At 60.9% G+C, this 24427-nt stretch carries 18 protein-coding genes, 4 pseudogenes and 1 other annotated feature; of the genes and pseudogenes, 5 read left to right on the top strand and 17 right to left on the bottom strand.

What is annotated here, in order from left to right; translation table 11 throughout:
- Genes ACZ1JX_RS20030 through ACZ1JX_RS20045 form a run of 4 tightly spaced genes read right to left on the bottom strand, consistent with a single transcriptional unit; the run spans position 1 to position 4784 of the window.
- Complete coding sequence (locus ACZ1JX_RS20030) at positions 1–1179, bottom strand: acyl-CoA dehydrogenase family protein (RefSeq protein WP_465126956.1); 1179 nt, start codon at positions 1177–1179, stop codon at positions 1–3.
- Between the two features lie 30 nt (positions 1180–1209).
- Positions 1210–2067 carry a 3-hydroxyacyl-CoA dehydrogenase family protein gene (locus tag ACZ1JX_RS20035; protein WP_465126957.1) on the bottom strand — a complete coding sequence of 286 codons (858 nt, stop codon included), beginning with the start codon at positions 2065–2067 and terminating at the stop codon, positions 1210–1212.
- Positions 2064–2828, bottom strand: a complete 765-nt coding sequence (locus tag ACZ1JX_RS20040) for a crotonase/enoyl-CoA hydratase family protein (protein WP_465126970.1) — start codon at positions 2826–2828, stop codon at positions 2064–2066. The genes ACZ1JX_RS20035 and ACZ1JX_RS20040 overlap by 4 nt, the downstream gene beginning before the upstream one ends.
- Before the next feature lie 15 nt (positions 2829–2843).
- On the bottom strand, positions 2844–4784 hold the full coding sequence (locus tag ACZ1JX_RS20045; protein ID WP_465126958.1) for a flavin-containing monooxygenase: 1941 nt from the start codon (positions 4782–4784) through the stop codon (positions 2844–2846).
- 355 nt (positions 4785–5139) lie between these two features.
- On the opposite strand from ACZ1JX_RS20045, the gene ACZ1JX_RS20050 reads away from it, so the two are divergent.
- The 3 genes from ACZ1JX_RS20050 to ACZ1JX_RS20060 all read left to right on the top strand — a co-directional run bounded on the left by ACZ1JX_RS20050 (position 5140) and on the right by ACZ1JX_RS20060 (position 11291).
- Complete coding sequence (locus tag ACZ1JX_RS20050; protein ID WP_465126959.1) at positions 5140–7737, top strand: TonB-dependent receptor; 2598 nt, start codon at positions 5140–5142, stop codon at positions 7735–7737.
- Between the two features lie 78 nt (positions 7738–7815).
- The gene (locus tag ACZ1JX_RS20055; RefSeq protein ID WP_298284023.1) at positions 7816–9882 is read left to right on the top strand and encodes a PQQ-dependent dehydrogenase, methanol/ethanol family; all 2067 of its coding nucleotides are present in this window, start codon (positions 7816–7818) and stop codon (positions 9880–9882) included.
- Entirely contained in the window at positions 9879–11291 is a 1413-nt protein-coding gene (locus ACZ1JX_RS20060) for an aldehyde dehydrogenase family protein (RefSeq protein ID WP_298284025.1), read from the top strand. Before ACZ1JX_RS20055 ends, ACZ1JX_RS20060 begins: the two co-directional genes overlap by 4 nt.
- Positions 11292–11420: 129 nt before the next feature.
- On the opposite strand, the gene ACZ1JX_RS20065 is transcribed toward ACZ1JX_RS20060, so the two are convergent.
- The 3 genes from ACZ1JX_RS20065 to ACZ1JX_RS20075 form a co-directional block, all read right to left on the bottom strand.
- A complete protein-coding gene (locus ACZ1JX_RS20065) occupies positions 11421–12074 on the bottom strand; it encodes a TetR/AcrR family transcriptional regulator (protein WP_298284027.1) in 654 nt (217 codons plus the stop codon).
- Positions 12075–12136: 62 nt separating this feature from the next.
- Positions 12137–12913, bottom strand: coding sequence for an SDR family oxidoreductase (locus ACZ1JX_RS20070; RefSeq protein ID WP_298284029.1), 777 nt, complete (start codon positions 12911–12913; stop codon positions 12137–12139).
- Positions 12910–14796, bottom strand: a complete 1887-nt coding sequence (locus ACZ1JX_RS20075; protein ID WP_465126960.1) for a class I adenylate-forming enzyme family protein — start codon at positions 14794–14796, stop codon at positions 12910–12912. The genes ACZ1JX_RS20070 and ACZ1JX_RS20075 overlap by 4 nt, the downstream gene beginning before the upstream one ends.
- 56 nt (positions 14797–14852) lie before the next feature.
- Between ACZ1JX_RS20075 and ACZ1JX_RS20080 the strand changes: the two genes are divergently transcribed.
- Positions 14853–16463 carry a flavin-containing monooxygenase gene (locus ACZ1JX_RS20080; RefSeq protein WP_298284033.1) on the top strand — a complete coding sequence of 537 codons (1611 nt, stop codon included), beginning with the start codon at positions 14853–14855 and terminating at the stop codon, positions 16461–16463.
- A 415-nt stretch (positions 16464–16878) separates the two neighbouring features.
- Here ACZ1JX_RS20080 and ACZ1JX_RS20085 read toward each other — a convergent pair whose 3' ends face one another.
- The 4 genes from ACZ1JX_RS20085 to ACZ1JX_RS20100 are packed head-to-tail and all read right to left on the bottom strand — an operon-like array spanning position 16879 to position 19523.
- Positions 16879–18051 (bottom strand): lipid-transfer protein, encoded by a 1173-nt coding sequence (locus tag ACZ1JX_RS20085; RefSeq protein WP_465126961.1) that lies wholly within the window; start codon positions 18049–18051, stop codon positions 16879–16881.
- 17 nt (positions 18052–18068) lie between these two features.
- Entirely contained in the window at positions 18069–18539 is a 471-nt protein-coding gene (locus ACZ1JX_RS20090; RefSeq protein WP_465126962.1) for a Zn-ribbon domain-containing OB-fold protein, read from the bottom strand.
- The gene (locus tag ACZ1JX_RS20095) at positions 18536–19072 is read right to left on the bottom strand and encodes a MaoC family dehydratase (RefSeq protein ID WP_465126963.1); all 537 of its coding nucleotides are present in this window, start codon (positions 19070–19072) and stop codon (positions 18536–18538) included. Before ACZ1JX_RS20095 ends, ACZ1JX_RS20090 begins: the two co-directional genes overlap by 4 nt.
- Before the next feature lie 19 nt (positions 19073–19091).
- Positions 19092–19523 carry a MaoC family dehydratase gene (locus ACZ1JX_RS20100; RefSeq protein WP_298284042.1) on the bottom strand — a complete coding sequence of 144 codons (432 nt, stop codon included), beginning with the start codon at positions 19521–19523 and terminating at the stop codon, positions 19092–19094.
- Positions 19524–19856: 333 nt separating this feature from the next.
- On the opposite strand from ACZ1JX_RS20100, the gene ACZ1JX_RS20105 reads away from it, so the two are divergent.
- Entirely contained in the window at positions 19857–20006 is a 150-nt protein-coding gene (locus tag ACZ1JX_RS20105) for a hypothetical protein (RefSeq protein WP_298284044.1), read from the top strand.
- 319 nt (positions 20007–20325) lie between these two features.
- On the opposite strand, the pseudogene ACZ1JX_RS20110 reads toward ACZ1JX_RS20105, so the two are convergent.
- The 6 genes and pseudogenes from ACZ1JX_RS20110 to ACZ1JX_RS20135 all read right to left on the bottom strand — a co-directional run.
- A pseudogene (locus tag ACZ1JX_RS20110) lies at positions 20326–20648 on the bottom strand (IS3 family transposase); the annotation flags it as partial.
- A gap of 34 nt (positions 20649–20682) precedes the next feature.
- A pseudogene (locus ACZ1JX_RS20115) lies at positions 20683–20969 on the bottom strand (IS30 family transposase); the annotation flags it as partial.
- 366 nt (positions 20970–21335) lie between these two features.
- Positions 21336–21719 (bottom strand): annotated as a pseudogene (locus ACZ1JX_RS20120) (Tn3 family transposase); the annotation flags it as partial.
- A gap of 83 nt (positions 21720–21802) precedes the next feature.
- A complete protein-coding gene (gene istB / locus ACZ1JX_RS20125) occupies positions 21803–22582 on the bottom strand; it encodes an IS21-like element helper ATPase IstB (RefSeq protein ID WP_086740912.1) in 780 nt (259 codons plus the stop codon).
- A pseudogene (locus tag ACZ1JX_RS20130) lies at positions 22572–23141 on the bottom strand (Mu transposase domain-containing protein); the annotation flags it as partial. The gene istB and the pseudogene ACZ1JX_RS20130, both read right to left, overlap by 11 nt.
- A 40-nt stretch (positions 23142–23181) precedes the next feature.
- Positions 23182–24410 (bottom strand): IS3 family transposase gene (locus ACZ1JX_RS20135; RefSeq protein WP_465123188.1). Its coding sequence is split into 2 segments (ribosomal slippage): positions 23182–24122 and positions 24122–24410, totalling 1230 coding nucleotides; the frame shifts between segments, so codons are not numbered across the junction.
- Positions 24015–24129: a sequence feature (AL1L pseudoknot), on the bottom strand. Its footprint overlaps the gene before it by 115 nt.
- Positions 24411–24427 lie beyond the last annotated feature (17 nt).

The raw sequence follows: 24427 nt of genomic DNA on the forward strand, positions 1-24427 counted from the left end.
TCAGTAGCTCTTCGGCAGGCCCAGACTGTGGGTTGAGACGTAGTTCAGGATCATCTCGCGGCTCACCGGCGCTGTGCGGTGCAGGCGCGCGATGAACCACAGGTCGGACAGACCATACTCATTCGACAGCCCGTTGCCACCGTGGACTTGGATCGCCTGATCAAGCGCCTTCAAGGAGGATTCGGCGGCAGCGAACTTGGCCATGTTGGCGGTTTCGGCGGCGTCTTCCCCGCCATCGCAGAGCTGCGCGGCGCGGGCATTGAGCAGGCGTGCGGCTTGCACGTTGATGTATGCTTCGGCCAGCGGGTGGGCGACGCCCTGATGCGCGCCAATCGGTTTGTTCCAAACCGAGCGGTCCTTGGCATATTGCGCGGCCTGTGTGATGGCGAAGCGCGAGATGCCGTTGTTGATCGCAGCTGCGGCGATGCGTTCGGGGTTGAGGCCCGAGAATACCTGCTTCAGGCCCGCGCCCGGTTCGCCGATCAGCGCCTCATCGGGCACTTCGACATTGTCGTAAAACACCGAGAACTGCTTTTCGGAGGTGCGCAGCGCTGAATCGATCTGCGTCATCGAGATGCCGGGCGTGTTGGTGGGCACCACGAACAGAGACAAGCCCTGCCGCGAGCCGTCGTTCACCGGCACGCCATCACGCGCCACGACCATGACCGCGTCCGACTGATCGATGTCAGACGTCCAGTATTTCGCACCGTTGATCACCCAGCCATTGCCCTTGCGCACCGCATGGGTGGTGACTTTGTGGGTGTTCGACCCGGCGTTCGGCTCGGTGATGCCGAAGCACATCTTGCGCTTGCCGCTGGCGATGCCGGGCAGCCACTCTTGCTTCATCGCCTCGCTGCCGCAAGCTGCAATGATCGGCGCGGTGATCGAGGAGATGACCATCGAGAGGATCGGGCAGCCGTGCGCTGCGGTTTCCTCGATGCAGATATTGAGTTCCGAAAGGCCGCCACCGCCGCCGCCGTATGCCTCGGACACGTGGACGCCCAGGAACCCGGCTTCGCCCAGCGCCGACCACAGGGCGGTCGGCTGCTCGCCCTTGTTGACGACATCCTGGAAGTATTTCCGGCCAAACTTGCCGACGAGTTTGCTGACGCTGTCACGCAGATCGCGATGATGGTCGGCGGTATCGCACAGGGTTGTTTGGAAAAGATCAGACGACATTCAAACTGCTCCAGATTTGAAACGGATTCATTACGGCCATGTGAAAAATCCCTGGCCCGATTTGGCGCCGAGTTTGCCTGCGGCGACCATGTCGATGAGGATTTGTGGCGGGGCGAAGCGCGGCCCGTGGGCGGCCTCCAGCGTGCGCGCGATATCGAGGCGCACGTCGATGCCGACGATGTCGCTGAGGCGCAGCGGCCCTACCGGGTGGCGATAGGCCACAACGGCTGCGCGATCGATGTCCTCAGCCGAAGCGACGCCCGATTCGAGCATGCGCATCGCCTCAAGGCTGGCGATCAGATCGAGCCGGCTCGTGGCAAAACCCGGGACATCGCGCACGGTGAGCGACTGCTTGCCGATCGCTGTCACATAGGCGCGAGCGGCCTCCAGCGTCTCAGGCAAGGTCTTTGCGCCTTCGACCAATTCAACCAGATGGATCGACCAGACCGGATTGAAGAAGTGCATGCCGAGGAAGATCCCGGGATCGGGCAGAGCCTGTGCCAGTCGGTCGATCGACATCGCGCTGGTGTTGCTGCCGATCAGCTTCGGCGCGTGGCGGGCAATCCGCGCCAGAATGTCGAGCTTGAGATCCAGCCGTTCGGGCACGGTCTCGATGATGAGATCGAGGCCCTCCGGCAACGCATCCACATCGGCAATCCGCGTTATCCGGCCTTCGAGCGCCGCGGCGCCTGCTGCATCCAGCTTGCCGCGCGTGATGGCGGCGGCAGCGGTCTTGCTGATCGTTTCGCGCAGGCCGACTGCCCGCGCATCATCGGGTTCGACGACCGTGACTTGCGCCCCCGCCATGGCACTGACATAGACGATGCCGACGCCCATCGTGCCGCCGCCGACCACGGCGATCTGCTGGTTTGCCAAAGCTGTGTTCATCGTCCGGTCCATTTTGCGGGGCGTTTCTCGGCAAAGGCGCGGGCGCCCTCGGTAGCGTCGTCAGAGGCGAGCACGCCATCCACAAGCGGCCGCTGGCGGTCCCAGATCTCGGCCTCGGGCCATTCGCGCGATTCGCGGATGATGCGCTTGGTCATGGCGGTGCTAAGCGGCGCGTTGGCGGTGATGGCTTCCGCGAGCGCCAGTGCGCCTTCCAGCGCGCCGCCTTCGGGCGTGATCCGGTTGACGAGGCCCCAGCGGTGCGCCGTGGCCGCGTCCATTCGCGCACCGGTCAGCGCGTATTCAAGCGCTATTGCCTCGGGAATGCGGCGCGGCAGGCGCACCAGCCCGCCCGAGCCTGCAACAAGGCCGCGCGCCACTTCGGGGAGGCCGAACCATGCGGTTTCGGCGGCCACGATCAGATCGCAGGCCAGTGCCAGTTCGCAGCCACCTGCCAGCGCAAAGCCTTCGACGGCAGCGATAACAGGCTTCTTCGGCGGTGCCTCAGTGATCCCGGCAAAGCCCCGGCCTTCGAGCTCGGGCCGTTCGCCATCGGCAAAGGCCTTGAGGTCCATCCCCGCGCAAAACGAGCTGCCACGCCCGGTGATGATCCCCACCCGCAAGTCCGGATCGGCATCTAGACGGTCCAGCGCGCCAGCTATGGCGAGAGACACCGCGTGCGTCACCGCATTACGCTGCTTCGGGCGGTTGATCGCGATCACCAGGACCGCGCCTAGCTGTTCGATCTGAACGGGGTTGTCTATCGTGCTGTCCATGATTCAGGCCACCCGTGTGGATACAGACTGAGGCGCGCCAGCCTTGCTCAAGCGGTATTCGCCAAGGTCTGCCGTCTCGGTCATGGTCCAGAAGTCGATGATCCGGAACGGGTTGTTGACCACGACCCGGCCCTTGGAATTCTTGTAGTAGGTTTCGACGCCCGGATAGGTCCACACCATGCCGGCGTGGGTCGCGTCGACCTTCACGTTGTAGGTATCGTGCACCTCTTGGCGCACTTCGACCTGGGTTGCGCCCTTGGCCAGCATCTGGCGAATGAGCGACATCACGTAGTGCATCTGCCGCTCGAGCACAGTGATCAGACTACCGCCGTGCCCGAACTGGGTATTTGGCCCGTAGAGGCAGAAGAAGTTGGGATAGCCGGGAACGACCGTGCCGAGATAGGCGCGGGAGTCGTCGCCGTTCCAGTCCGTGTGTAATTCACGCCCGCCGAGACCGACAACCTTCATCGGCGCGAGCAGATTGACCACATCGAAGCCGGTCGCCCAGATCAGCACGTCCGCCTTGTGGACCGTGCCGTCTTGCGTGCGGACCCCGTCCGGCATGGCCTCGACCACCGAGCCGGTGACGAGCGTGACATTGTCCTTCGCCAATGTGCGGAACCACCCGTTGTCCAGCAGCATGCGCTTGCCGAAGGGCGGGTAATCCGGGACGACTTGCGGCAACAGATGCGTCGCCCCGCCAAGTTCCGAGGTGATATAGGACTCAAGCCCCTTGCGGTGCGCATCGTTGATCGGATTGATCGAGCGGCCATGGCCTTCCCAGGCCGGGTCCTGCTGCAGCGCCTCGTAGAGCTTGTCGTTGAACGCCCAGCTCAGGCGGATGCGGTACCAGCGGCGGTAGAGCGGAACCGCATCGAGCAGGCGCCGCACCGGTTCGGGAATGCTCTTGCCGAACTTGGGGAAGGGCGCGGCCCATTGCGGTGTACGCTGCACGATCGTCAGCGAGGCGACCGTGTCCGCAATCGCGGGCGCGACCTGCATTGCGCTCGCCCCGTTGCCGATCAGAACCACGTTGCGCCCTTCGAGCGGCACGCCTTCATCGGGATAGGTCGCGGTGTGGAAGCTGGGGCCCTTGAAGGTGTCTAGCCCTGGAATATTCGGCAGCCGCGGCTTGTTGAACGCGCCGACACCGCTGATCAGGATCGACGCCCGCAAGGTTTCGGCATTGCCCGCCTCGTTGGTGACGAGAGCGGTCCATTCGCCTTCGGTCTCGTCGAAGCGCGCTTCGGTGACTTCCACGCCGAAGCGGATGTGACGGGTGATGTCGTGATCGCCCGCGACCTTCTCGAGATAGGCGTGGATTTCCCGGCTGCCGGCGAAGTAGCGCGACCAGTCGTAAGGCGCGAACGAGAACGAATATAGGTGGCTTGGTACGTCGCAGGCCGCGCCGGGGTAGCGGTTTTCCAGCCACACGCCGCCGGGCCGGTCGTGGCGCTCGACGATGGTAAAGGGAATGCCCGCTTCGGCCAGCTGGATCGCGGCGCAAAGGCCCGAAATACCCGCGCCGATGATGAGTGCGCGAAAGCCTTCCGGAACTGACGGCTTGGTGATTTCGCTGGCATCGGACGCAGGCAGTCCGAGATCCGCGCGGATCATGGCGGCATAGGAAGCCGGGATCGCCTCGCCGAGAGAGACGCCCATCATCTCGACCAGCAGTGCATCGGAGGGGTTGGCCAGTCGGGCCGGTTCACCCGTGAAATGCTGGGTCAGAGCCACGTGGGCGGCATCGCGGATTTCGCGCTGTACATCATCAGGCAGACCGCCGCTGTCGTTGTCGTCCATCCCGCGCGTGCGGGTGGGGATGAACTTGCCTTCGATCCAGCTCCTTTCGCCCGTCAGCTGCACCAGCAGACAAGCGAGAGTCGGCACATTTGCAGCCTTTAATGCCTCGGTCAGCCAATCGGGATGTTCGGTGTGTTGCACAGCTACCTGCCACTGCCTGATATTGCCCTGCACGCGCCATCAGCGGAGCGGCGTTGACATCCCTGTCGGCAACAACGAGACGAAAGTCAACATATATGTTGACTTGGTGACACTGGGGCTGACAGGCGCTTGATCCGGGTAGCTCAGTTCAGAGGCGAAGCCCGAGAATGTTATGACCACTGTCTGAAAAATAGGGATAATATCGGGCATCCACCGACAGTCTTGACTGTTGTAGCCAAATTTTTAACGCCACTGTTGACGCGTGTGGCTGGTGTGATCTACGAATGTGTTGATTAAAAGGTGGCGACTCGATGCAGGCAGAAAAGCTTTGCACACGCCAAAGGGAGAAGAGCTTATGTCGAGACCTACCATTCTTTGCGCTGCGCTCGTTTCGGCCAGTGTCCTGTCGCTGGCCGCGACTGCGCATGCGCAGGCTGCGCCTCAGGCTGAGCAGGCCGCTCCCACCGAAGGCCTTGGCGAAATCATCGTGACAGCAACGCGGCGCAGCGAGAACCTGCAAAATGTTCCGGTGGCGATCACCGCCGTGAATGCGGAGCAGCTGTCCAAGCAGGGCGTGTTCTCCACGACCGACCTCAACAATTCGATCCCGAACCTTCAGGTCGGTTCGGCCTATGGCGAAACCCAGCCGAATTTCACCGTGCGCGGGATCGGCGTGGGCACGGAATACAATTCGAACGCGGCCTCGCCAGTCGCCATCTATGTCGACGAAGTGTACCAGTCATTCCGCGCTAGCCACGGCCAGCAGCTGTTTGATCTGGAGCAGCTGGAAGTGGTGCGCGGCCCGCAAGGCACACTATACGGTCGTAATACGACCGGCGGCGCGATCAACTTCATCACCCGCAAGCCACGGCTAGAGGGTGCAAACGGCTTTGTCACTTTGGGTTACGCGTCGTTTAACCGCATAAGTGCGCAGGGGGCCATCGAGGTGACCCCGGTCGAAGACAAGATCGGCATCCGTATCGCAGGAAGCTATATTGATTCCGATCCATTTGTGCGCAACGTGCAACCGGTCGGCCTGATCAAGTCCAACCCGAATGTTCCCAACAATGTCGCGTTTGGGGACCAAAACACCGGCATCTCTCCAGGCGGGCACGAATCGTTCGGCATTCGCGGGCAGATCCGCTTCAAGCCGACCGATACGATTGATATCAACCTCAAGGCTTATGTTGCGCAGTCGGTTGGCGGGCAGGATTCACCGCAGAACCATGGCCCATCGCTCACCGATGATACGATCAGCTTGGCAGACTCCGCCTTCGGGTTCTTCTACACCCCACTCGCAAGCCAGTTGTTCGGCAATGGGCAAGATCTTACCAGGTTCCTACCGCCCGCCTACAGCGCGCGCGGCCGCGGCCTGACTGACCGCGAGATTGAAGGCAACTCGATCGGCACCGCCGAGACCAAGACCTTTGGCATTGTGCTCAACGCCAAGTTCGAACTGGGCGACAACGTCAACTTGACCTCGATTTCGGGCTTCGACCGCACGCGCAACGGGCTGCTACCCAAAATCGATTGCGATGGTACGCCCTATAACGTCTGCGCGATTGGTTATGCCTCGACCTCGCGCAGCTTCAATCAGGATTTGCGGCTCGATTACTCCAGCGGTCGGTTCAAGGCGATCGCTGGCGCCTATTTCGGTTGGGATGAGATCGTCACCAACAACACGCCCGACTTCTATGGCTTCCTCAGCGACGTAAATGCTGCGATCGGCAACCCCAAGACCTACTTCAACCCCGCAGGGCTTGGCCGCGAAGCTGGCATGGCGACCGCGCTGAAGGCCACGCAGAACTACACTCAGGAACGCAAGTCATACGCGATCTATGGCGAGGCCAGCTATGAGCTGACCGATACGGTCAAGATCACCGCAGGCCTGCGTTACACCAAGGACAAGTTTGCCTACCTCGATGCGCTGACCACATTCTTCGACGATACCGGCGCACCGCGTCTCTACACCGTCTCTGATTATGCGCCGGGAGGCGTGCTGTCGAATTACTTCATCGGTGACAGCGCGGCACTCGACGCGAGCATCAAGCCGCTCAACCGGCGCGATAGTTCTAACGCGCTCACGGGCCGCGCAATCATCGATTGGAAGCCGGTCGACAACATGCTGCTCTATGCCAGCTACAGCCGCGGCTATCGCGGCGGTACCTACAACGGTCTGGCGTTCCAGAATGCCAATCAGGTCTATTTCGTGGAGCCCGAGACCGTCGATGCGTTCGAAGTGGGTATCAAGAGCCGCTTCTTCGACAACCGCCTGCAGTTCAATCTCTCGGCGTTCCACTACAAGTACAAGGGTCAGCAGCAGCAGCTGCTCGATCCAAGCGCGGTCACCTTCCTGATCAATCTCGATGGCAAGCTAACTGGTCTGGATGCGGAACTCATCTTCGCGGTGACAGACAACATCCGCCTGAACGCGGGTCTCGGTGTGCTCGACAGCAAGTTCGACAACGGCTCCTGCCCGGCCGCACCGATCAGCGGAACGCCGCCTCAGGTCGGCAACTGTATCTCGACCAGCGGCGGCAAGATCGACGTCGGCGGAAATCCGTTCCCTTATGCTAGCAAGGTGTCAGGCAACATCGGGGCCGACTGGGATGTCGTGAAAACCAATGCCGGCACGCTCACGTTCCACGCCGATACCAGCTACGCGGGCCGGTTCTACTACGATGTGTTTGGCGGCTACAACTACACCGGGCCGCAAGGCAGTTCGGTCAATTCAGCAAGGGGTCCGCTTCGCAACGGACAACCTGCCTACTGGCTGATCAACGGAAGGATCTCCTACGCGACCCAGCACTTCAGCATTGCTGGCTACGTCAAGAACCTTACCGACAAGCTCTACTATCCGAACGCGATCAACGTGGAGGGCAGCTACGGCAGCGATTACCGGATCCGCGCAGCACCGCGCCAGTTCGGCATCGAAGTCGGCGCCAAGTTCTAATGAACAACGACGAGGGCACCTGCGACGCAGGTGCCCTCACTTTTTCAACCACTCTCATCCGCACATAGGCAGCATCCCATGCTCAAGTTTCATCCGGTCGTTCTTTCGCTTTTGCTTGCCGGCTGCGCGCAGGCCATTGCCGGTCCCATCACATCGGTTTCATCGGGCGATTGGCGGACCTACGGCGGGACGCCCGAGGAACAGCGTTTCAGCCAGCTGACCGCAATCGATGCCAGCACAGTCGGCAGTCTGGGGCTCGCCTGGAGCCACGAGTTCGATACCGCGCGCGGCCTTGAGGCTACGCCGCTGGTAGCTGACGGGGTAATCTACACGACGACCGCTTGGTCGAAGGTCCATGCGCTTGATGCGGTGAGCGGAAAGCTCCTCTGGGAATACGATCCCAAAGTTCCCGGCGAAACTGGTTTCAAGGCTTGCTGCGATGTCGTCAATCGCGGCGCTGCGCTCTATGACGGCAAAGTCTATGTCGGCACGCTCGATGGCCGGTTGATCGCACTTGATGCCAAGACCGGCAAGCTCGTCTGGTCGACACTGACGGTCGATCAGAGCAAGCCCTATACGATCACCGGCGCGCCGCGCGTGGTGAAGGGGAACGTGCTGATCGGCAATGGCGGCGCTGAATATGGCGTGCGCGGGTATGTCAGCGCCTATGATGCCCAAACCGGTAAGGTAGCCTGGCGCTTCTACACGGTGCCACCCGCCAAGGGTGCGGGCCCCGACGGCGCGGCCTCTGACAAGATCATCGCCAAGATGCAGGCCACCTGGGACGGCGACTGGTCCAAATTCGGCGGCGGCGGCACGGTCTGGGATTCGATCGTCTATGACAAGGAATTTAACCAGGTCCTGATCGGTGTCGGCAATGGATCGCCGTGGGATCACCGACTCCGTTCGAATGGCAAAGGCGACAACCTGTTCGTTTCCTCGGTTGTCGCGCTTGATGCCGATACCGGCGAATACAAGTGGCACTATCAGGGCGTCCCGGGCGAAAGCTGGGACTTCACGCAAACCCAGTCTATCATTCTCGCCACGCTCAAGATCGGCGGCGCAGACCGCAAGGTCATGATGCAGGCGCCGAAGAACGGCCTGTTTTACGTGATCGACCGCAGCAACGGTAAGCTGATTTCCGCCAAGAACTTCGTGCCCGTCAACTGGACAACCGGCGTGGACATGGCGACCGGCCGCCCCGTAGAGAATCCAGACGCACGGTATGAAAAGGGCGTGTTCGTAGCCACGCCTTCTGGCCACGGCGCCCATAACTGGCAACCGATGGCCTATAGTCCGCAAGCGGGGCTCGCCTATATCCCAGCACAGGAAGTGCCGCTTGCCTACGTCAGCGACAAGCCCTTCGTGGCGCGTCCCGGCGGATGGAACCTCGGCGTAAATTTGGCAATCAACTCCCTGCCTGATGATAAAGCCACGCTAAAGGCGATCCGCGCGACGCTACGCGGCTACCTCATCGCGTGGAACCCGGTGGAGCAGAAAGAGGCCTGGCGGGTCGATCTTGGCGGCCCCGGCAATGGCGGGGTGCTGACCAGCGCGGGCGGGCTCGTCTTTGCGGGCAATGCCAAGGGCAAGCTGGTCGCCTATGCAGCGACGAGCGGCAAGGAGCTGTGGTCCTACGATGCCGGCATCGGCATCATTGCTCCGCCGATCACCTATTCGGTCAAGGGCGTGCAGTATGTCGCCGTGATGGCGGGCTACGGTGGCGGCTATGGCCTGCCGGCAGCGTTCGCCGAACTGCAGGGGCCGCGCCCCAATGGCCGCCTTCTCGTTTTCGCGCTCGGCGGAAAGGCCTCCTACAAAATCGAACGCGCCCCGCAGGCACCGCCGGTCATCGTTCAAAACGAATGGACGCCAGAAACGGTGGCAAAGGGCGCCGAACTTTACGGCAACACCTGCTCGGTCTGCCACGGTGGCGGGGTGCGGTCCTCGGGCGTGCTGCCCGATCTGCGCCGGTCCGGCGTTATGGCCGACAAGGCGACGTGGCAGGCGGTTGTGCACGATGGCGCACTCAAGGAAAATGGCATGGTCGGCTTCGCCAAGTGGATGTCGGTTGAGGATGTCGAATCCGTGCGGGCGTACGTCGCCGACCGGGCCCGTTTGCTTGCGAAGGAGTCGGACCAGTGAGCTTGCAGATGTTGATTGGCGGCAACCTTGTTGCTGGCAGCCGCACGCTTGATGTCGTTGATCCCGCAACAGGCCAGGTGTTTGACACCTGCGCTTGCGGTTCGCGCGAGAACTTCGAGGACGCGGTCACAGCCGCCGCCGCTGCGTTTCCCGCATGGTCGCAGACCACTGCAGAAGCGCGCAGTACCTTGCTCATCCAGATGGCAGAGATAATCGAGTCCAATCTGGAAGCGCTTGCCCGCACGCTCACCCGCGAGCAGGGCAAGCCTATCCCCGATGCGCAGGCCGAAGTGGGCGGTGCGGCCTATTTCCTTCGGTACTATGCCGGGCAAACGATCCCGGTGGAACTGATCGAAGACAGCGAGGCCCGCCGGATCGAGTTGCACCGGCGCCCGCTCGGTGTAGTCGCGGCAATCGTGCCGTGGAATTTCCCTGTCCTCACCGCAGTCAACAAGGTTGGTGCGGCGCTGCTCACTGGGAACACCGTCGTCGTAAAACCCGCAGCCACAACCCCGCTGGCCACGCTGGAAATCGCCGCGCTGTGGAAGGATCTGGTGCCTGCCGGCGTGGTCAATGTGGTCACGGACAACAACGATCTGGGCGATGCGCTGACCGGCCATCCGCTGGTGCGCAAAGTCAGCTTCACCGGCTCGACCACCACGGGCAGCAAGGTCATGGCGGCAGGTTCTGCCTCCCTCAAACGCATGACGCTCGAACTGGGCGGCAACGATTCTGGCATTGTGCTCGAAGATTGCGATCCCGAAGTGGTTTCGCAGCAACTGTTCAATTCTGCCTTCGTCAACAACGGCCAAGTCTGCATCGCGCTCAAGCGGCTCTATGTGCACGAGAGCCAGTACGATGCAATCTGCGCCAAGCTGGCCGAAATCGCGAACGCCGCAGTCGTCGGCCCTGGATCGCAACAGGGCACCCAGCTCGGCCCAGTGCAGAACCGCGTGCAATTCGAAAAGCTCAAAGCCCTGATCGAGGAGACGCGCACCGAGGGCACGATCATCGCAGGCGGCGACAGTCCGGAGGGCGAGGGCTACTTCATCAACCCGACGATCGTGCGCGATATTGCGGACGACGCGCGACTTGTGACCGACGAGCAGTTCGGGCCGGTACTGCCGGTGCTGCGCTTTGCCGATATCGACGACGTTGTGGCCAGGGCCAACAATACCATTTTCGGCCTTGGCAACTCGGTATGGTCGGCGGATCCGGCCCGCGCAGGTGCCGTCGCCGCGCGGCTTGATTCCGGCTCAGTGTGGATCAACAAGCATGGCGATATCGGGCCTGATACGCCGTTCGCCGGTGCCAAGATGTCTGGCGTCGGGATCGAGATGGGCATGCACGGCCTGCTCGAGTTCACCCAGGCCAAAGTGCTGAATTACGCCAAAGGGGACATAGTGTAGTTCATTTATCAAGCAGCGTAGTTCCGATTAAACCGGTCCCAAACTGCTGGTACCTGAGCGCACGCTACAGGGGCGTAGCCTTGCCTAGGAAACCAGAGCCTTCGGATTCTTGTGCGATGCTCACCCACTTTAATACGGTGATTCGAGACCCGAAACAATCATTTCGGCAAACGTTGTTCCCGGGTCTTCCCCGGTTTCGGAATGACCCGGCTTGTACCACCGGTGCGTCCAGTTGAGCATCCCAAGTACGCCGTAGGCCACGACTTTCGGTGTGCCAACTTTGCGAAAGCTGCAATCCGCATACCCTTGCTCGACGATGTCGATGACCGATTGCTCGATGCTCTTGTTCAGGCCGCGCATATGCGCCGACCAGCTCGAGCGCTCGTCGCTGACGTTCTTCAGGTCCTCGCGGATGTAGATGTAAAGCAGCGGATAATTGGCCGCGTAAGAGGTCATCAGCGCCATGATCAGTTCACGCATCTTGCGGGTCGGACTCATGCTGCTTTGCGCGATGCGCCGGGCGAGTTCAACATTTTCCTCGAGTACGGACCGGATGATCTCATCGAACATCTGCTCCTTGGAAGAGAAGTAATAATACAGGGACGCACGATCGATGCCAAGCTCAGCCGCGACCGCACTGACGCTGGCAGCAGTATAGCCGAGCCGGTGGAACACCTTCACTGCGGCCTCGGAAATCTCCTGGCGACGGTTCTGGTATGATGTGCGCGGATCCTTGCCCGCAGCGGAGCGCCGCTCGCCTATTAACGATTTCGTCTTGATCATGCGCACTCTCTTTCAAATCCGACGCCAGTTAGCCAGATGCGCACCGGTTTACCAGTCGAGGCTCAGCCGCGCGGAGCACCCGCCACGTATAACACCTGGCCCGTAACAAATCCTGCACGCACGTCGGCAAAGTACGACACGGCATGGGCTATGTCGTCCGGTTCGCCAGGACGGCCCACCGCAATCGTCTGAAGCATCTGGCCAACCATCTCTTCAAACGGCATATTCATGCGCCGGGCAACCTCGCGAGTCATTTCAGTGACCACAAAGCCCGGCGCAACGGCATTAGCGGTAATACCGTAGCGGCCCAATTCGATAGCCAGCGTGCGGGTAAGCCCTTGAATACCAGCCTTTGCCGCAGAATAGTTCGCCTCGCCAATGGCTCCCAAAGCCGCTATGCTCGACAGGTTGACGATGCGTCCCCAGCCTGCAGCGCGCATATGTGCCTGCACTTCCCGGCACATTAAGAAAGCTGACTTCAGGTTGACGTTCTGGACGATGTCCCAATCCTCCAGGGTCATCTTTGCGATTGTCCGGTCACGCAGGACGCCGGCGTTGTTTACGAGAATCGTTGGATGCCCCAGCCCGTCTGCCACGGCGGCCACACCATCCCGCACGGAGTGCTCTTGCGAGACGTCAGCCGCCACGGCAATGGCCCTGCGCCCGAAGGCAGTGACAGCTTCAAGGGTTTCACCGCAGGCATCCCGGTCGAGATCAAGCACCGCAATGTCATGTCCATCGCTGGCGAGGCGCCGTGCTATCGCGGCGCCGATGCCGCGGGCGGCCCCGGTAACAATGGCGACGCGCGCCTCTGGAACTGAATAATCGGTCAGGGTCATGCGCCAGTCAGCATGGCAGCCGCCTTCTCGGACAGGAGGAACTTGCGCGCCCGGCCGGACGCGGTTGTCGGAACTTCGGCCTCGGTTATCAGGAGAACATGGCGCGGCACCTTGAACCGGGCAAGCCGATCAGCAACAAGCTGGCGCAGTGCGACAGGATCAAGTGATGCACCGGGGCGCGCCACTACGAACGCTACGCCGACCTCGCCCATCCTTTCATCGGGTATCGGCACGACATGGGCCTGCATCACGTCAGGATGCGTGGTCAGCAAGTCCTCGATCTCGGTCGGCAGCACTTGTTCCCCGCCGCAGCGAAACGATTCTTTTGTTCGGCCCACCAAGGTAATGTAGTCGTCATCGTCAATCCACCCCAGATCGCCGGTCTTGAACCAGCCTTCGCCGTCGAATGCACCAGCGGTCACTTCAGGTTTCTTGTAGTACCCGCTCGTTACGCCCGGACCTTTGGCGACCAATTCACCTACATCGCCCGGCGGCAACGATACACCGCTGACCGGATCTACCGTGCGGTACGCGACAAGTCGCCCCCCCAGATCCGGATCGCCAGCCGGGCCAACATCGCGCTGCCGCCCGTTGGAAGCCAGCAGCCGCTCGATGGGATCATCCGGGCGCGTCACCGTGGTGGATGCGGTTGTTTCGGTCATGCCGTAACCGGTCGTGATCTCGGCTACCCCCAGCACGTCGTGAATTGCCTGCCACACGCGTCGTGGAGCCCGCCCGCCCGACGCCAGCACCGACTGCCAACTTGACAGATCGCGGTGATCAGTCGCTGCGGCGTCAAGTACCGCCAACGACATGGCGGGCACGAGCAACGCGTCGGTAGCGCGATGACGTTCCACCGCGGCGAGCATTGCGGCAGCATCGAAACGCAATTGCGGGATGATGGCGCCGCCAACATACGGCACTGCAAGCAGCCCTTCGACATAGCCGAATACATGGTACAGCGGCAGCGAGAACAGTATGCGGCGGCCATCCTCGAACGCACGCGCATAGGTGCTGCCGAACGCCGTGCGCGTCAGCATGTCATGCGTCAGCACAACGCCCTTGGGTGGCCCTGTGGTTCCCGAGGTGTACAGGATGTCGCAAGGCGCCAACGGGTCAACCGGAAGGCCAATCGGCGGACCATCTAAGTCGAGTTCGTCGAACGTCATTGCGCCTGACCGCGCCGAGCCGCTGGCAGAAAACACCACAACCTGGCGCAACATCGGCAGGATTTCGCCGCCCCCGACGCGTTCCCAGTCTGGCACGATCTGGTCAAGCGAATCGAGATGATCGATATCCCGGAACCGATCGATCGTGACGAGCACGACCGTTTCCGACTGGGCGAGGACATAGGCAACTTCATCGCGGCGGTTCAGAATATTGATGGGTACAGCTACGGCTCCTAGTCGCGATATTGCATATTTGAGTGCGACGAATTCGGGGTGGTTTGCCATAATCACGGCAACATTCTGCCCAGCGCGCACACCGATTGCGGCAAGGCCCGCAGCAATGCGATGCGACCACGCCGCCAGTTGGGAATAGGTCCAGTTCCGGTCATCGGTGATCACGAACGGCCGGTCCGCAAAGGTGGCAGCGGCGGCATCGAGCACACCGTGCAGCGTTACCGGCGTCCAAGGCGAAAAATGCTCGGCCAATACCGCCTGGCGAACCGCAACGGCTTTCAACGTCGGCACGCTGCCTCCGACATCGCGGCGCGGCTCCAGCAGGTTGGCGTCCCAATCATAGCCTCTCTCCATCCTTGTTACGGCCGAAGTTTGCGACCGACGCCTCGAATAGTCAATACTATCGTTGATAAAGGCACGCCCCACAATATATGGCGCTTTGGCAGACTTCGCAGCGGCGATTAAAGAATTTATCAACATATGCGTTGACGAATATGCACCGTTGCGGCAGATCGGAGATGAATGGAGATGAAGCTATGAAGACCGTTGACGTTCTTGTCGTTGGCGCCGGTTTTGCCGGACTGCGGGCACTGCACACCTTTCGCGGAATGGGCCTCGAGACCGTCGTGTTGGAAGCAGACGACGCGATCGGGGGGGTCTGGAACTTCAACCGCTATCCCGGCGCACGCTGCGATGTGGAGAGCTTTGACTACTCCTATCGCTTTTCGCCCGAACTCGAACAGGAATGGCGGTGGAGCGAACGGTACGCCACGCAGCCTGAAATCCTGCGTTACATCAATCATGTGGCGGATCGCTTCGATCTGCGGCGCGACGTCGAACTGAATACCCGCGTCCAGACCGCTGCACTGGATGAGTGCAGCCTGCGCTGGCGAATAACGAGCACCGATGGCCGCGAATGGAATGCAGGACGGCTGATCCTCGCTGTCGGCCAGCTGTCTGCGCCGAAGGATACGACCTACCCAGATCAGGAGCAGTTCGCGGGCCGGATCATCCAGTCAGCCCGCTGGCCGCGCGACACGGTCGATTTTGCAGGAAAGCGCGTGGCAATCATCGGCACCGGTTCCTCCGGCGTGCAGATGACCCCGGTGATCGCCGAGCAGGCGGCCCATCTGGCGGTGTTTCAACGGACGGCCAACTACTCGATCCCGGCCGCCAACGCCCCTGTCAGCGATGAGGAAGACCGTACGGTCAAAGCGCGCTACCGTGAACGCCGCGAGGCGGCGCGCAATTCACCCAGCGGCCTTGGCTTCACGCCAGACAGCCGCTCGGCGATCGACGTGCCGGAGGCCGAACGCAATGCCGCTTTCGAAGCGGCGTGGAACCGACTGGGCTTCGGATTTGCGCTGACATTCAAGGACATCCTGCTCAACCAGGAGTCGAACGACACCGCGTCGGCATTCATTCGCAACAAGATTGCCGAGCAGATCGCTGATCCGACATTGCGCAAAAAATTGATCCCGCAGGATTTTCCGTTCGGCACCCGCCGACCGTCGGTGGACAGCGGCTACTTTAAGACCTTCAACCGGCCCAATGTTGAATTGGTCGATATCAGCGAAACGCCCATCGTGAGCTTCACGCGCGGCGGTCTTCGCACCACCGATGCCGAACGCAATTTCGATATCGTAATTTATGCGACCGGGTTTGATGCATTCACGGGTTCGCTGCTGAAACCAGTGATTACCGGGCGCGGCGGCATGACGTTGCAAGCAAAATGGGCAGCGGGGCCGGTCAGCTTCCTCGGTATAGCGGTCAACGATTTTCCCAATCTGTTTATTATCGTCGGTCCCGGCAGCCCATCGCTGCTGAGCAATGTCCTGTTGTCATCGGAAGAGCAGGTCGATTGGTTGGCTGACCTGTTCGCCTATTGCCGTGACAACGCGATCGACGCTGTCGAAGCAACTGCCGACGCCGAGCGCGACTGGGTCGCACATGTGAATGAACGTGCTCAGGAAACGCTATATCTGAAAACGCCGTCCTATTATCTTGGTGCGGAAATGCCGGGCAAGCCGCGTGTCTTCATGCCCTATTCCGGTGGGGTAAGGGGGTATCGCCGCATCCTCCAGGATACAGCGGCAAAAGGTTACGCCAGCATGTCTCTGCATCGGCTTGAGGCTGCTGCCGTTTGAACCGGGCGCTCTGCACATATCGGGTGGCCGTGATCCTGTCCAAGTAGTCGCGGCTATAGCGTAGGCTATTACGGCCCACCCGTTTAGCGGCTGCCCGGGTGAGGCAATGCAAAGCCTCACACGGGTGCCCTGACAATCCGGGCTCTGGTCGTGAACCAGGGAGGGACGGCACCGATCCACTTTTCCGCACACCGTCATCGACATTATCGGACCCATCCGCTGCGCGATGAGCCCAATGCGCAAGATCAGAGCCTGGCCGCAGCGCGACCCTTCCCGTACATATTCTTACAGCGATTTGCGGGCTTGCTTCGCGGCAATGGACAAGGCCGGGGTGGTCATGCCCCTGATGGCCACGCAAGCAGGCGTAGCTCCTTGCACCGGATGGGCGGCTCCGATGCTGCCGCGCGCGGCCAGTTCAGCGTTTAAGAATGACGGACCCGCCATTGGCGCCAAGGCCCAGCACCGCCGACATGCCGATCCGCGCGTCCGGAACCTGGTGCCCTGCGGCCTGCCCGCGCAACTGCCACGTCAGTTCGCACACCTGCAAGACAGCCTGTGCAGTCGTTGCCTCGCCAAACGACAAGAAGCCTCCGCTCGGGTTGATAGGCAACTGGCCGTCAATAGCCAGATGGCCATTCCGCAGCATCCAATCGCCTTTGCCGTGTTCATAGAACCCGAATTGTTCCGGCCATGCCAGTATGTGCCAGGCACTGTTGTCCGCCATTTCCAGCAGGTCGATATCTCTCGGCCCGACGCCCGCCATCTCGAACGCCCGGTTGACGGCGTTGGCAACCTCGCTGGTGTTGGTCACGCCTGCACGAACCGTCGATGAGACCGTCGGAATCCGGCGGCCCGGATCACCGAATGAACCCGTAGCAGCAGACACACCCGCGACCTCCACCATTGCGTTCCCTGCGCGCTTGGCGAAAGCTTCGCTGCCTAGAATCACTGCCGCAGCGCCGTCGCTGACGGGGCAGATTTGCAGCAGGTGCAGTGGATCGGTGACCATCGGCGAGGCCAGAACTTCCTCTACCGTAGTCGGCTTGCGAAAGCGCGCCAGCTGATTGCCGGCTGCATTTGAGCGCATGAGCACCGCGGCTTGCGCCAGCGTCTCATCAGTCGTGCCAACCTCATGCTTGCGACGGTTCGCCTCGATCGCCCAATAGGATGGATTGGTCGCACCCATCGTCACCCAGCGCAGGTAGTCGCTGTCCGTCACATCGTCCAGGCTGCCCGGCGGGCGAGGGATAAAGCCCTTTGGCATGCGTTCTGCACCCATCGCGCATACAACGTCGCACTGACCGCTAGCGATCATGGCATAGGCGGTCTGGATAGCGATGGCGCCAGCGGCGCAGGCCCCGCCCACGTTAACGCAGGCCATGCCTTGCTCGGCTACCGCCTGCGCCAGTTCGTTCGCGTGCAACCCCCAACCCATGCCTCCCTCGAAACGAGAGCTTGCGGCGACCAGCCCCTGAACATCGGACCAGCTAAGCGCTGCATCGGCAAGCGCCGCATTGGTTGCTTCGATCGCTAGCTGCAGTTGCGGCTTATCCGGCCATTTGCCCCATGGATGGGCACCTGCGCCCATCACATATACTGATCGGCTCATGTGGTAGGCTCCCCAAGGCACGGCGCAAACTTGTAGGTGACCACCGATCCACGTTCGGCATCGGTGAACAGAGTTTCGGTGGTAAGCCTCACCTGCATACCAATAGCGATCTGGTCGACCGCAACTCCTGTGAGCATGCCCATCACTTCCACCCCTTCGCCCAGTGCGACCAGCCCGATCGCATAGGGTGCCCATTCATCCATCCGGAACAATGGTGGAGGTTGATAATGCTGGACAGTATAGCTCACGAGTGTGCCTCGTTCCGGGAGATGCGCCGCTGCTAGCCGCTTGTCATGGCAGATCGGATTGCGGCAACTGAAGGCAACGGGAAAATAGAGCGTATTGCATCCGGCGCAGCGCGATCCAACCAGCCGCACTCCGTTTGGACCCTGTTCGAACAGTCCTGCAACCACAGGTACCTGTCCAGTCGTGGACATCGGCATAGCCTCAGGCTCGGCCGCAATCATAGCGACAGGATATCCCGAGTTTCGCGAAGATACAGTGTGTCCGTCACGATGTCTGTCACGATGACCTCGTGACGAACATAACGGCGCCCGCGCTTTTCGAATTTGTCTGCGGCACGGGTGGTGATCCTTACTGTCCTGCCGACCGGGATCGGCGCGAGGATCTCGGAATCATGATAGGTGTGGATCGAACCGATTGCGAACGGCCGCGTGTGGTCGAATTGCACCGACAGCACGAAATGCGAAACCAGCAGTGGTGGCACGATCGCACCACCGAATGGCGATTCCCCCGGAATCTGCCATGTGTTCATTTTCCACGCTTCGTACCATGGGTTGAAGTCTTCGACCCCATCGGCATAGAGGACTACCAGTTCGGGGGACAGATGGAGGTCGCGAATGAGTTCGTCGCCGATTTCCACCATGTCCCAGTAGGTCTGGGCACCTTGCTGAAGACCAGCGATGAAGCGCCGTGTTTGCGTTTCCTGAATTGGCGAAACCGGGCGCAGATCGCCGGTTCCTGGCGTTGATCTTGTCATTCGATCTGGCTCCGCTGAGTTACTCACTGACGTCGACTTCGACCCAGCCGACTGTCTTCTTTTCTCCAGCTTCGTTATCGGCCCAAACATCGACCACAAAGCGGAAGCCCTCGCCTTTCGGCTGCTTCTCACGGACCACGCCGTGGGTCGTGATCACCTCGTCGGCCAGCACTGAACCCACATATTTGCACACCACCCGCGCACCGGTGAACATCGCCGCGCCAAAATGATTCACGCACATTTCAGCAATGTAGGCCGACGACATTTCGCCCGTCTGGATCGGTGCGGACAATCCACTTTCAGCGGCATAGACCGGATCCCAGTGATTTGGATTGAACCGGCCCCATACCCGTGATCCCATCAACTGGATGACGGCCCTCTTCCGAATAGGCTGCAACTCATAGCCGACCGGAGTGTCGCGCGTGATCAAGATAGATTGTTCTGTCATCATGACTGTTCTCCGCAGAATGGTTCACTTGGCCCTGACAGCAGAACCGGCGCGAGAGAGTGCAGCACTCCAATGCAGACGTGTGCAACAAACCCGCGCCGCAAGCGGACTGCTCTGTGGCCAACGCCAAAAGCTACCTGCCGCGCGGCATCTGTTTGGGCAAAACCAGGCAACGAGAGCATAGCCAACGGGGGCGCCCCGCTTCCAGGCGGCATCCTCTGAAGTGCGCCAAACATAACTCTCTCCGATTCTGCCAACCAGCATGGCGGTCTCGTTCTAACGAAATGCCTGTTGCAGTGTATTTTCCGGTGGTGCAATTCCTGAACAGTTTTGTCAATGGCAGTGTTGATTAATCTGATGGAGATGGCACTGAGTGGCGAGCAGGCCCGCTCATCGCAGCCCGCTGAAATGCATGTTTACAAGGAAAACCGCCGGTATCTCGAGTGCTGGATCAAGCAGAAAACTTTTTATCAACGTATCTATTGACGACTTCTTAGGCCGAGTGCAACCAAAAGGCGCACATAGAAGCAGACCGGTAACTGGCGCCTTCCTGACGAGAAGGATGGACAAGGAAGGGTTGTACAGATTAGTCGCGCTCAGAGCCCCACGATGGTAGAACTGGCTTGGCATCTGGCTGCCGGTCCGCCGAATCCAAAGTACGCCTTCAACCGCGTACAGTGCCTGATCGACTGGCAAACGCCTGATATCGCGAACTTCATCTTTCGCGAAAGTAACGTCCACGCTGCGGTCATGTGTCCTCTCGCCTTGAACCGCCCCGGGACTGCCGAAAGCAATTTCGTTTAGTTCATGCGGCCATGGGTGCGTCGTCCAGCATGGCGTAATTGCGTTCCTCGGCTTCGGCCGGTGGCATATTGCCGATGGGCGCTAGTAGGCGGCTGTTGTTGAACCAGTCGACCCATTAGCTGCGCTGAACTTCGTTTCGAGCGTAGCATATTCAACGGCTTCAAAAGATCGCCCGGGCGCTCGCCGGTGGATCACCTCGTCCTTGGAGAGGCCGTTGATGGTCTCGGCTAAGGCGTTGTCGTAGCTGTCGTCAGCGCTCCCGTCCGATGGCGCGATCCCAGCCTCGGCAAGGCGCTCGGGATACATGATTGAGACGTATTGGGCGGATTCAAACGGTCGTCGCAACACCTGCTTCATACTAGGCGACCAGGAACTGGTCGTGGACTTCTGTGGGGTCTTCCAACCAAGCGCTTTCTGTGGGCGCGTGTTCAGCGCGTTAGCAACGCCATCGAGTTCGCCTATGGAGTGCCGACTAAGGTCGGTACCCTGGGGGAAATACTGCCGAAGCAAGCCGTTGGTATTCTCATTCGATCCGCGTTGCCATGTGCTTTGCCGGTCGCAGAAGTAGATTTCCAAGCCGCTGTCGATCTTGAGCTTTGCGTGCTGGGCCTTCTCGGCTCCTTGGTCCCAAGTTGTGGACCGGCGTGCAAAAGGGACCCCTCATTCTGATGGTGTAGCAGGCTACCTGGTTTTCCAGGTGGCGAGATCGGGATGTTGGTGGTGGAGACAGTTGACCCACGAGATCCTGACCGACCTGCTGCGTGCCGAAGCTGCGCATCGGCATGCTGCATCGATGCGCTACCGCATGGGCGCCCCGGAGAGCGCAACCACTCTCGGGTGCAGTATCGTGATGCTCGGCGACCTACCATCTTTACAACCTCCAATTTCTAGGTGTTGCGACGACCGGTTGAATCCGTCTTGGCTGCCGCGGTTGCTGTGCTGGAACTGGGTTCTGCACCAAGCTAGGGGGTTGAGTAGCAACGGAACAGAAAACCTACATAAGGCGCGGCTTCAGGCATCGTCGATGCCCGTGACGCTGGGATCACGGAGCGGCCGCAGCTCGCCGCGCGCGACCATGTCGGGGATGGTGAAGGCGTAGCGCCCGAGCATGTTGATGTGTTGGGAGCCGAGCGGCGAGAGGCGCGCGACGTCCTCGTCGAGGATCACATGACCTTCGGTGCGGAGCTGGTTGAGCGCGGCGTCGATGTAGATCGTGTTCCAGAGCACGACCAGATTGACGACGAGCCCAAGCGCGCCGAGTTGATCTTCTTGCCCTTCGCGGTAACGCTGACGAAGCTCACCGCGCTTGCCGTGGAATACGGTGCGGGCGAGCTGGTGACGGCTCTCGCCCCGGTTGAGCTGGACCAGGATGCGTCGCCGGTAGGTTTCGTCATTGTAGATTTCCGCTGAGAAGTGACCCGGTATTTCCATCGAGAATTGACCCGGGTGATGGTATGTCCCGCAGAGCGGGTTTTGGGTCAAGCTGGTGATTTTTCCTTTCGTGGTTTTGGTGAGGCAGAGCTGGCCCTGAACCGGAAGCTGTCATTGCCAGTTTCGATGATGTGGCAATGATGGGTTAGCCGATCCAGCAGGGCTGTGGTCATCTTGGCATCGCTGAATACCTCGGCCCATTCGCTGAAGCTGAGGTTAGTGGTGATCACGACGCTGGTGCGTTCGTACAATTTGCTGAGCAGGTGGAACAGCAAAGCTCCGCCTGATGGGCTGAACGGCAGATAGCCCAGTTCATCAAGGATGATGAGATCGAGCTTGAGCAGACGTTCGGCAATCTGCCCCGCCTTGTTGGCTGCTTTTTCCTGTTCGAGCGCATTGACCAGATCGACCGTGGCAAAGAAGCGCACTTTTCTGCGGTGATGTTCGACGGCTTGAACTCCCAGCGCAGTGGCGATGTGCGATTTGCCGGTTCCGGGCCCGCCAATCAGTACTACGTTGTCAGCGCCGTCGATGAACTCGCCACCATGGAGTTGCCGAACCAGGGCCTCGTTGGCCTCGCTGGATGCGAAGTCGAACCCGGCCAGGTCTTTGTAAGCTGGGAACCGGGCGGCCTTGATCTGATAAGCAATCGAGCGGACCTCACGTTCGGCCATCTCGGCTTTGAGCAACTGGGAGACCATCGGCACTGCGGCACTGAAGGCTGGGGCGCCTTGCTCGATAAGGTCCCCCACTGCTTGGGCCATGCCATACAACTTCAGCGCCTTGAGCATGACGACAACGGCGGCACTGGCGGGGTCATGACGCATGACGCAGCCCTCCCTCACGCAGGGCATCATAACGTCCGACATTGGCCAACGGCTCTTGCGCAAGGCGCAAAGCCTGCGGTGCGTCAATCGGCGCTGCCGGTGGAGCCTTACCATCGATCAGGCGGTGCAGGATATTGAGGACGTGGGTCTTGGTGGCGACGCCCGCATCCAGCGCCAGTTCGACAGCGCAAAGCACTGCCTGTTCGTCATGTTGCAGCACCAACGCCAATATCTCCGCCATCTCCTTGTCTCCGCCGGGACGACGTAGGAGCTGGCTTTGCAGCTGCTTGAAGGCCTCTGGGAGCTGCAAGAATGGCGCGCCATTGCGCAGTGCTCCCGGCTTGCGCTGGACTACTGCCAGATAATGCCGCCAGTCATAAATTGTCCGCCCGCCAGTGTGGTGGGATCGGTCAATGATTCTGGCATGTTCGCAAAGGATCTGCCCCTCGGCCGCCACCACGATCCGCTCGGGGTAGATCCTGATGCTGACCGGGCGGTTGGCAAAGGATGCCGGGACGCTGTACCGATTGCGTTCAAAGCTGATGAGGCAGATCGGGGACTGAACCGCCCCGGCTTTCCCGGAGGCATTTTCAATTGAGTCATGCGACCATATCGAGGGTCTCGTTGGCCGCATAGTAGTTGGCTTCGGCTTCGGCGGGTGGGATGTGCCCGATGGGTCCGAACAGGCGGTGATTGTTGAACCAGTCCACCCAGCGCAGCGTTGCCATTTCCACGGCCGATGCGCTCGGCCATGAGCGCTGCCGCCAGATGACCTCGGCCTTATAGAGACCGTTGATGGTCTCGGCCAAGGCGTTGTCATAGCTGTCGCCGACGCTGCCCACAGACGGCACGAGGTTGGCTTCGGCCAGACGCTGCGTGTAGTTCATCGCCAGGTATTGAACGCCCCTGTCGCTGTGGTGGATCAAGCCATCATCTGGACTTGGCCTGCGGGCATGGATCGCCTGCTCCAGGGCATCCAGTACGAAGCCCGCCGTGGCGCTGGTGCTGACCTTCCAGCCCACAATCCGGCGGGCGAAGGCATCGATCACGAACGCGACATAGACGAACCCGGCCCAGGTATGGACGTAGGTGAAGTCGACCACCCACAGCGCATTGGGCCGGCTGACGCGGAACTCGCGGTTGACCTTGTCCAGCGGGCACGGTGCCTTGGGGTTGCTGATGGTCGTCACCGTCGTCTTGCCCCGGCGCACGCCTGCCAGGCCCATGGTGCGCATCAGCCGCTCGACGGTGCACTTGGCCACCTTGATCCCCTCGCGGCGCATCTGGTGCCAGACCTTGCGGGCACCATAGAGGCCAAAGCTGTTCTCGTGGACGCGCTTGATCGCCTCGCGCATCTCGTCATCGCGCCGGACACGGGCGGGGCGCCTGCCGGGATCGGCAAGGCGGGCGGCATATTCGTGGTAGGAGGAAGGGGCGATTGCCAGTTCCCGGCAGATCGGCTCGATACCCAATTCCTTCCGGTGAGCGTCGATGAACGACATCACCATTTGCCGTGGCGGTCGAGCTCCGCCTGCGCAAAATATGCCGAGGCTTTGCGAAGGATCTCGTTGGCCCGGCGCAGTTCCTTGACCTCGCGCTCCAGGGCCTTGACCCGATCACGATCACTGACAGCCTGCGCCGCTGGCCCTGCTCGTCGGCTCGCCTCCTCACGGCACCAGCGGCGCAGTGTCTCGGTCGTGCAGCCAACCTTCCCGGCGATCGACGTCATCGCCGCCCACTCCGACGGGTAATCTCCCCGGTGCTCCTCCACCATCCGCACCGCACGGTCGCGAAACTCAGGCGAGAACTTGTTCCTTGTAGCGCTCATCGTGGCTCCTTCTCACA

The sequence above is a fragment of the Novosphingobium sp. BL-A-41-Hi4A-0G genome (assembly GCF_055521735.1).

What these genes read in the sequence shown, in the direction of transcription:
- ACZ1JX_RS20055 (WP_298284023.1), top strand. Translation starts at nt 7,816, where the DNA reads ATGCTCAAGTTTCATCCGGTCGTTCTTTCGCTTTTGCTTGCCGGCTGC.
- ACZ1JX_RS20095 (WP_465126963.1), bottom strand. Translation starts at nt 19,072, where the DNA reads ATGACAAGATCAACGCCAGGAACCGGCGATCTGCGCCCGGTTTCGCCA.
- ACZ1JX_RS20070 (WP_298284029.1), bottom strand. Translation starts at nt 12,913, where the DNA reads ATGACCCTGACCGATTATTCAGTTCCAGAGGCGCGCGTCGCCATTGTT.
- ACZ1JX_RS20080 (WP_298284033.1), top strand. Translation starts at nt 14,853, where the DNA reads ATGAAGACCGTTGACGTTCTTGTCGTTGGCGCCGGTTTTGCCGGACTG.
- ACZ1JX_RS20035 (WP_465126957.1), bottom strand. Translation starts at nt 2,067, where the DNA reads ATGAACACAGCTTTGGCAAACCAGCAGATCGCCGTGGTCGGCGGCGGC.
- ACZ1JX_RS20100 (WP_298284042.1), bottom strand. Translation starts at nt 19,523, where the DNA reads ATGATGACAGAACAATCTATCTTGATCACGCGCGACACTCCGGTCGGC.
- ACZ1JX_RS20090 (WP_465126962.1), bottom strand. Translation starts at nt 18,539, where the DNA reads ATGATTGCGGCCGAGCCTGAGGCTATGCCGATGTCCACGACTGGACAG.
- ACZ1JX_RS20075 (WP_465126960.1), bottom strand. Translation starts at nt 14,796, where the DNA reads ATGTTGATAAATTCTTTAATCGCCGCTGCGAAGTCTGCCAAAGCGCCA.
- istB (WP_086740912.1), bottom strand. Translation starts at nt 22,582, where the DNA reads ATGCGTCATGACCCCGCCAGTGCCGCCGTTGTCGTCATGCTCAAGGCG.
- ACZ1JX_RS20085 (WP_465126961.1), bottom strand. Translation starts at nt 18,051, where the DNA reads ATGGGCGCAGGTGCCCATCCATGGGGCAAATGGCCGGATAAGCCGCAA.
- ACZ1JX_RS20030 (WP_465126956.1), bottom strand. Translation starts at nt 1,179, where the DNA reads ATGTCGTCTGATCTTTTCCAAACAACCCTGTGCGATACCGCCGACCAT.
- ACZ1JX_RS20065 (WP_298284027.1), bottom strand. Translation starts at nt 12,074, where the DNA reads ATGATCAAGACGAAATCGTTAATAGGCGAGCGGCGCTCCGCTGCGGGC.
- ACZ1JX_RS20050 (WP_465126959.1), top strand. Translation starts at nt 5,140, where the DNA reads ATGTCGAGACCTACCATTCTTTGCGCTGCGCTCGTTTCGGCCAGTGTC.
- ACZ1JX_RS20105 (WP_298284044.1), top strand. Translation starts at nt 19,857, where the DNA reads ATGGCAGTGTTGATTAATCTGATGGAGATGGCACTGAGTGGCGAGCAG.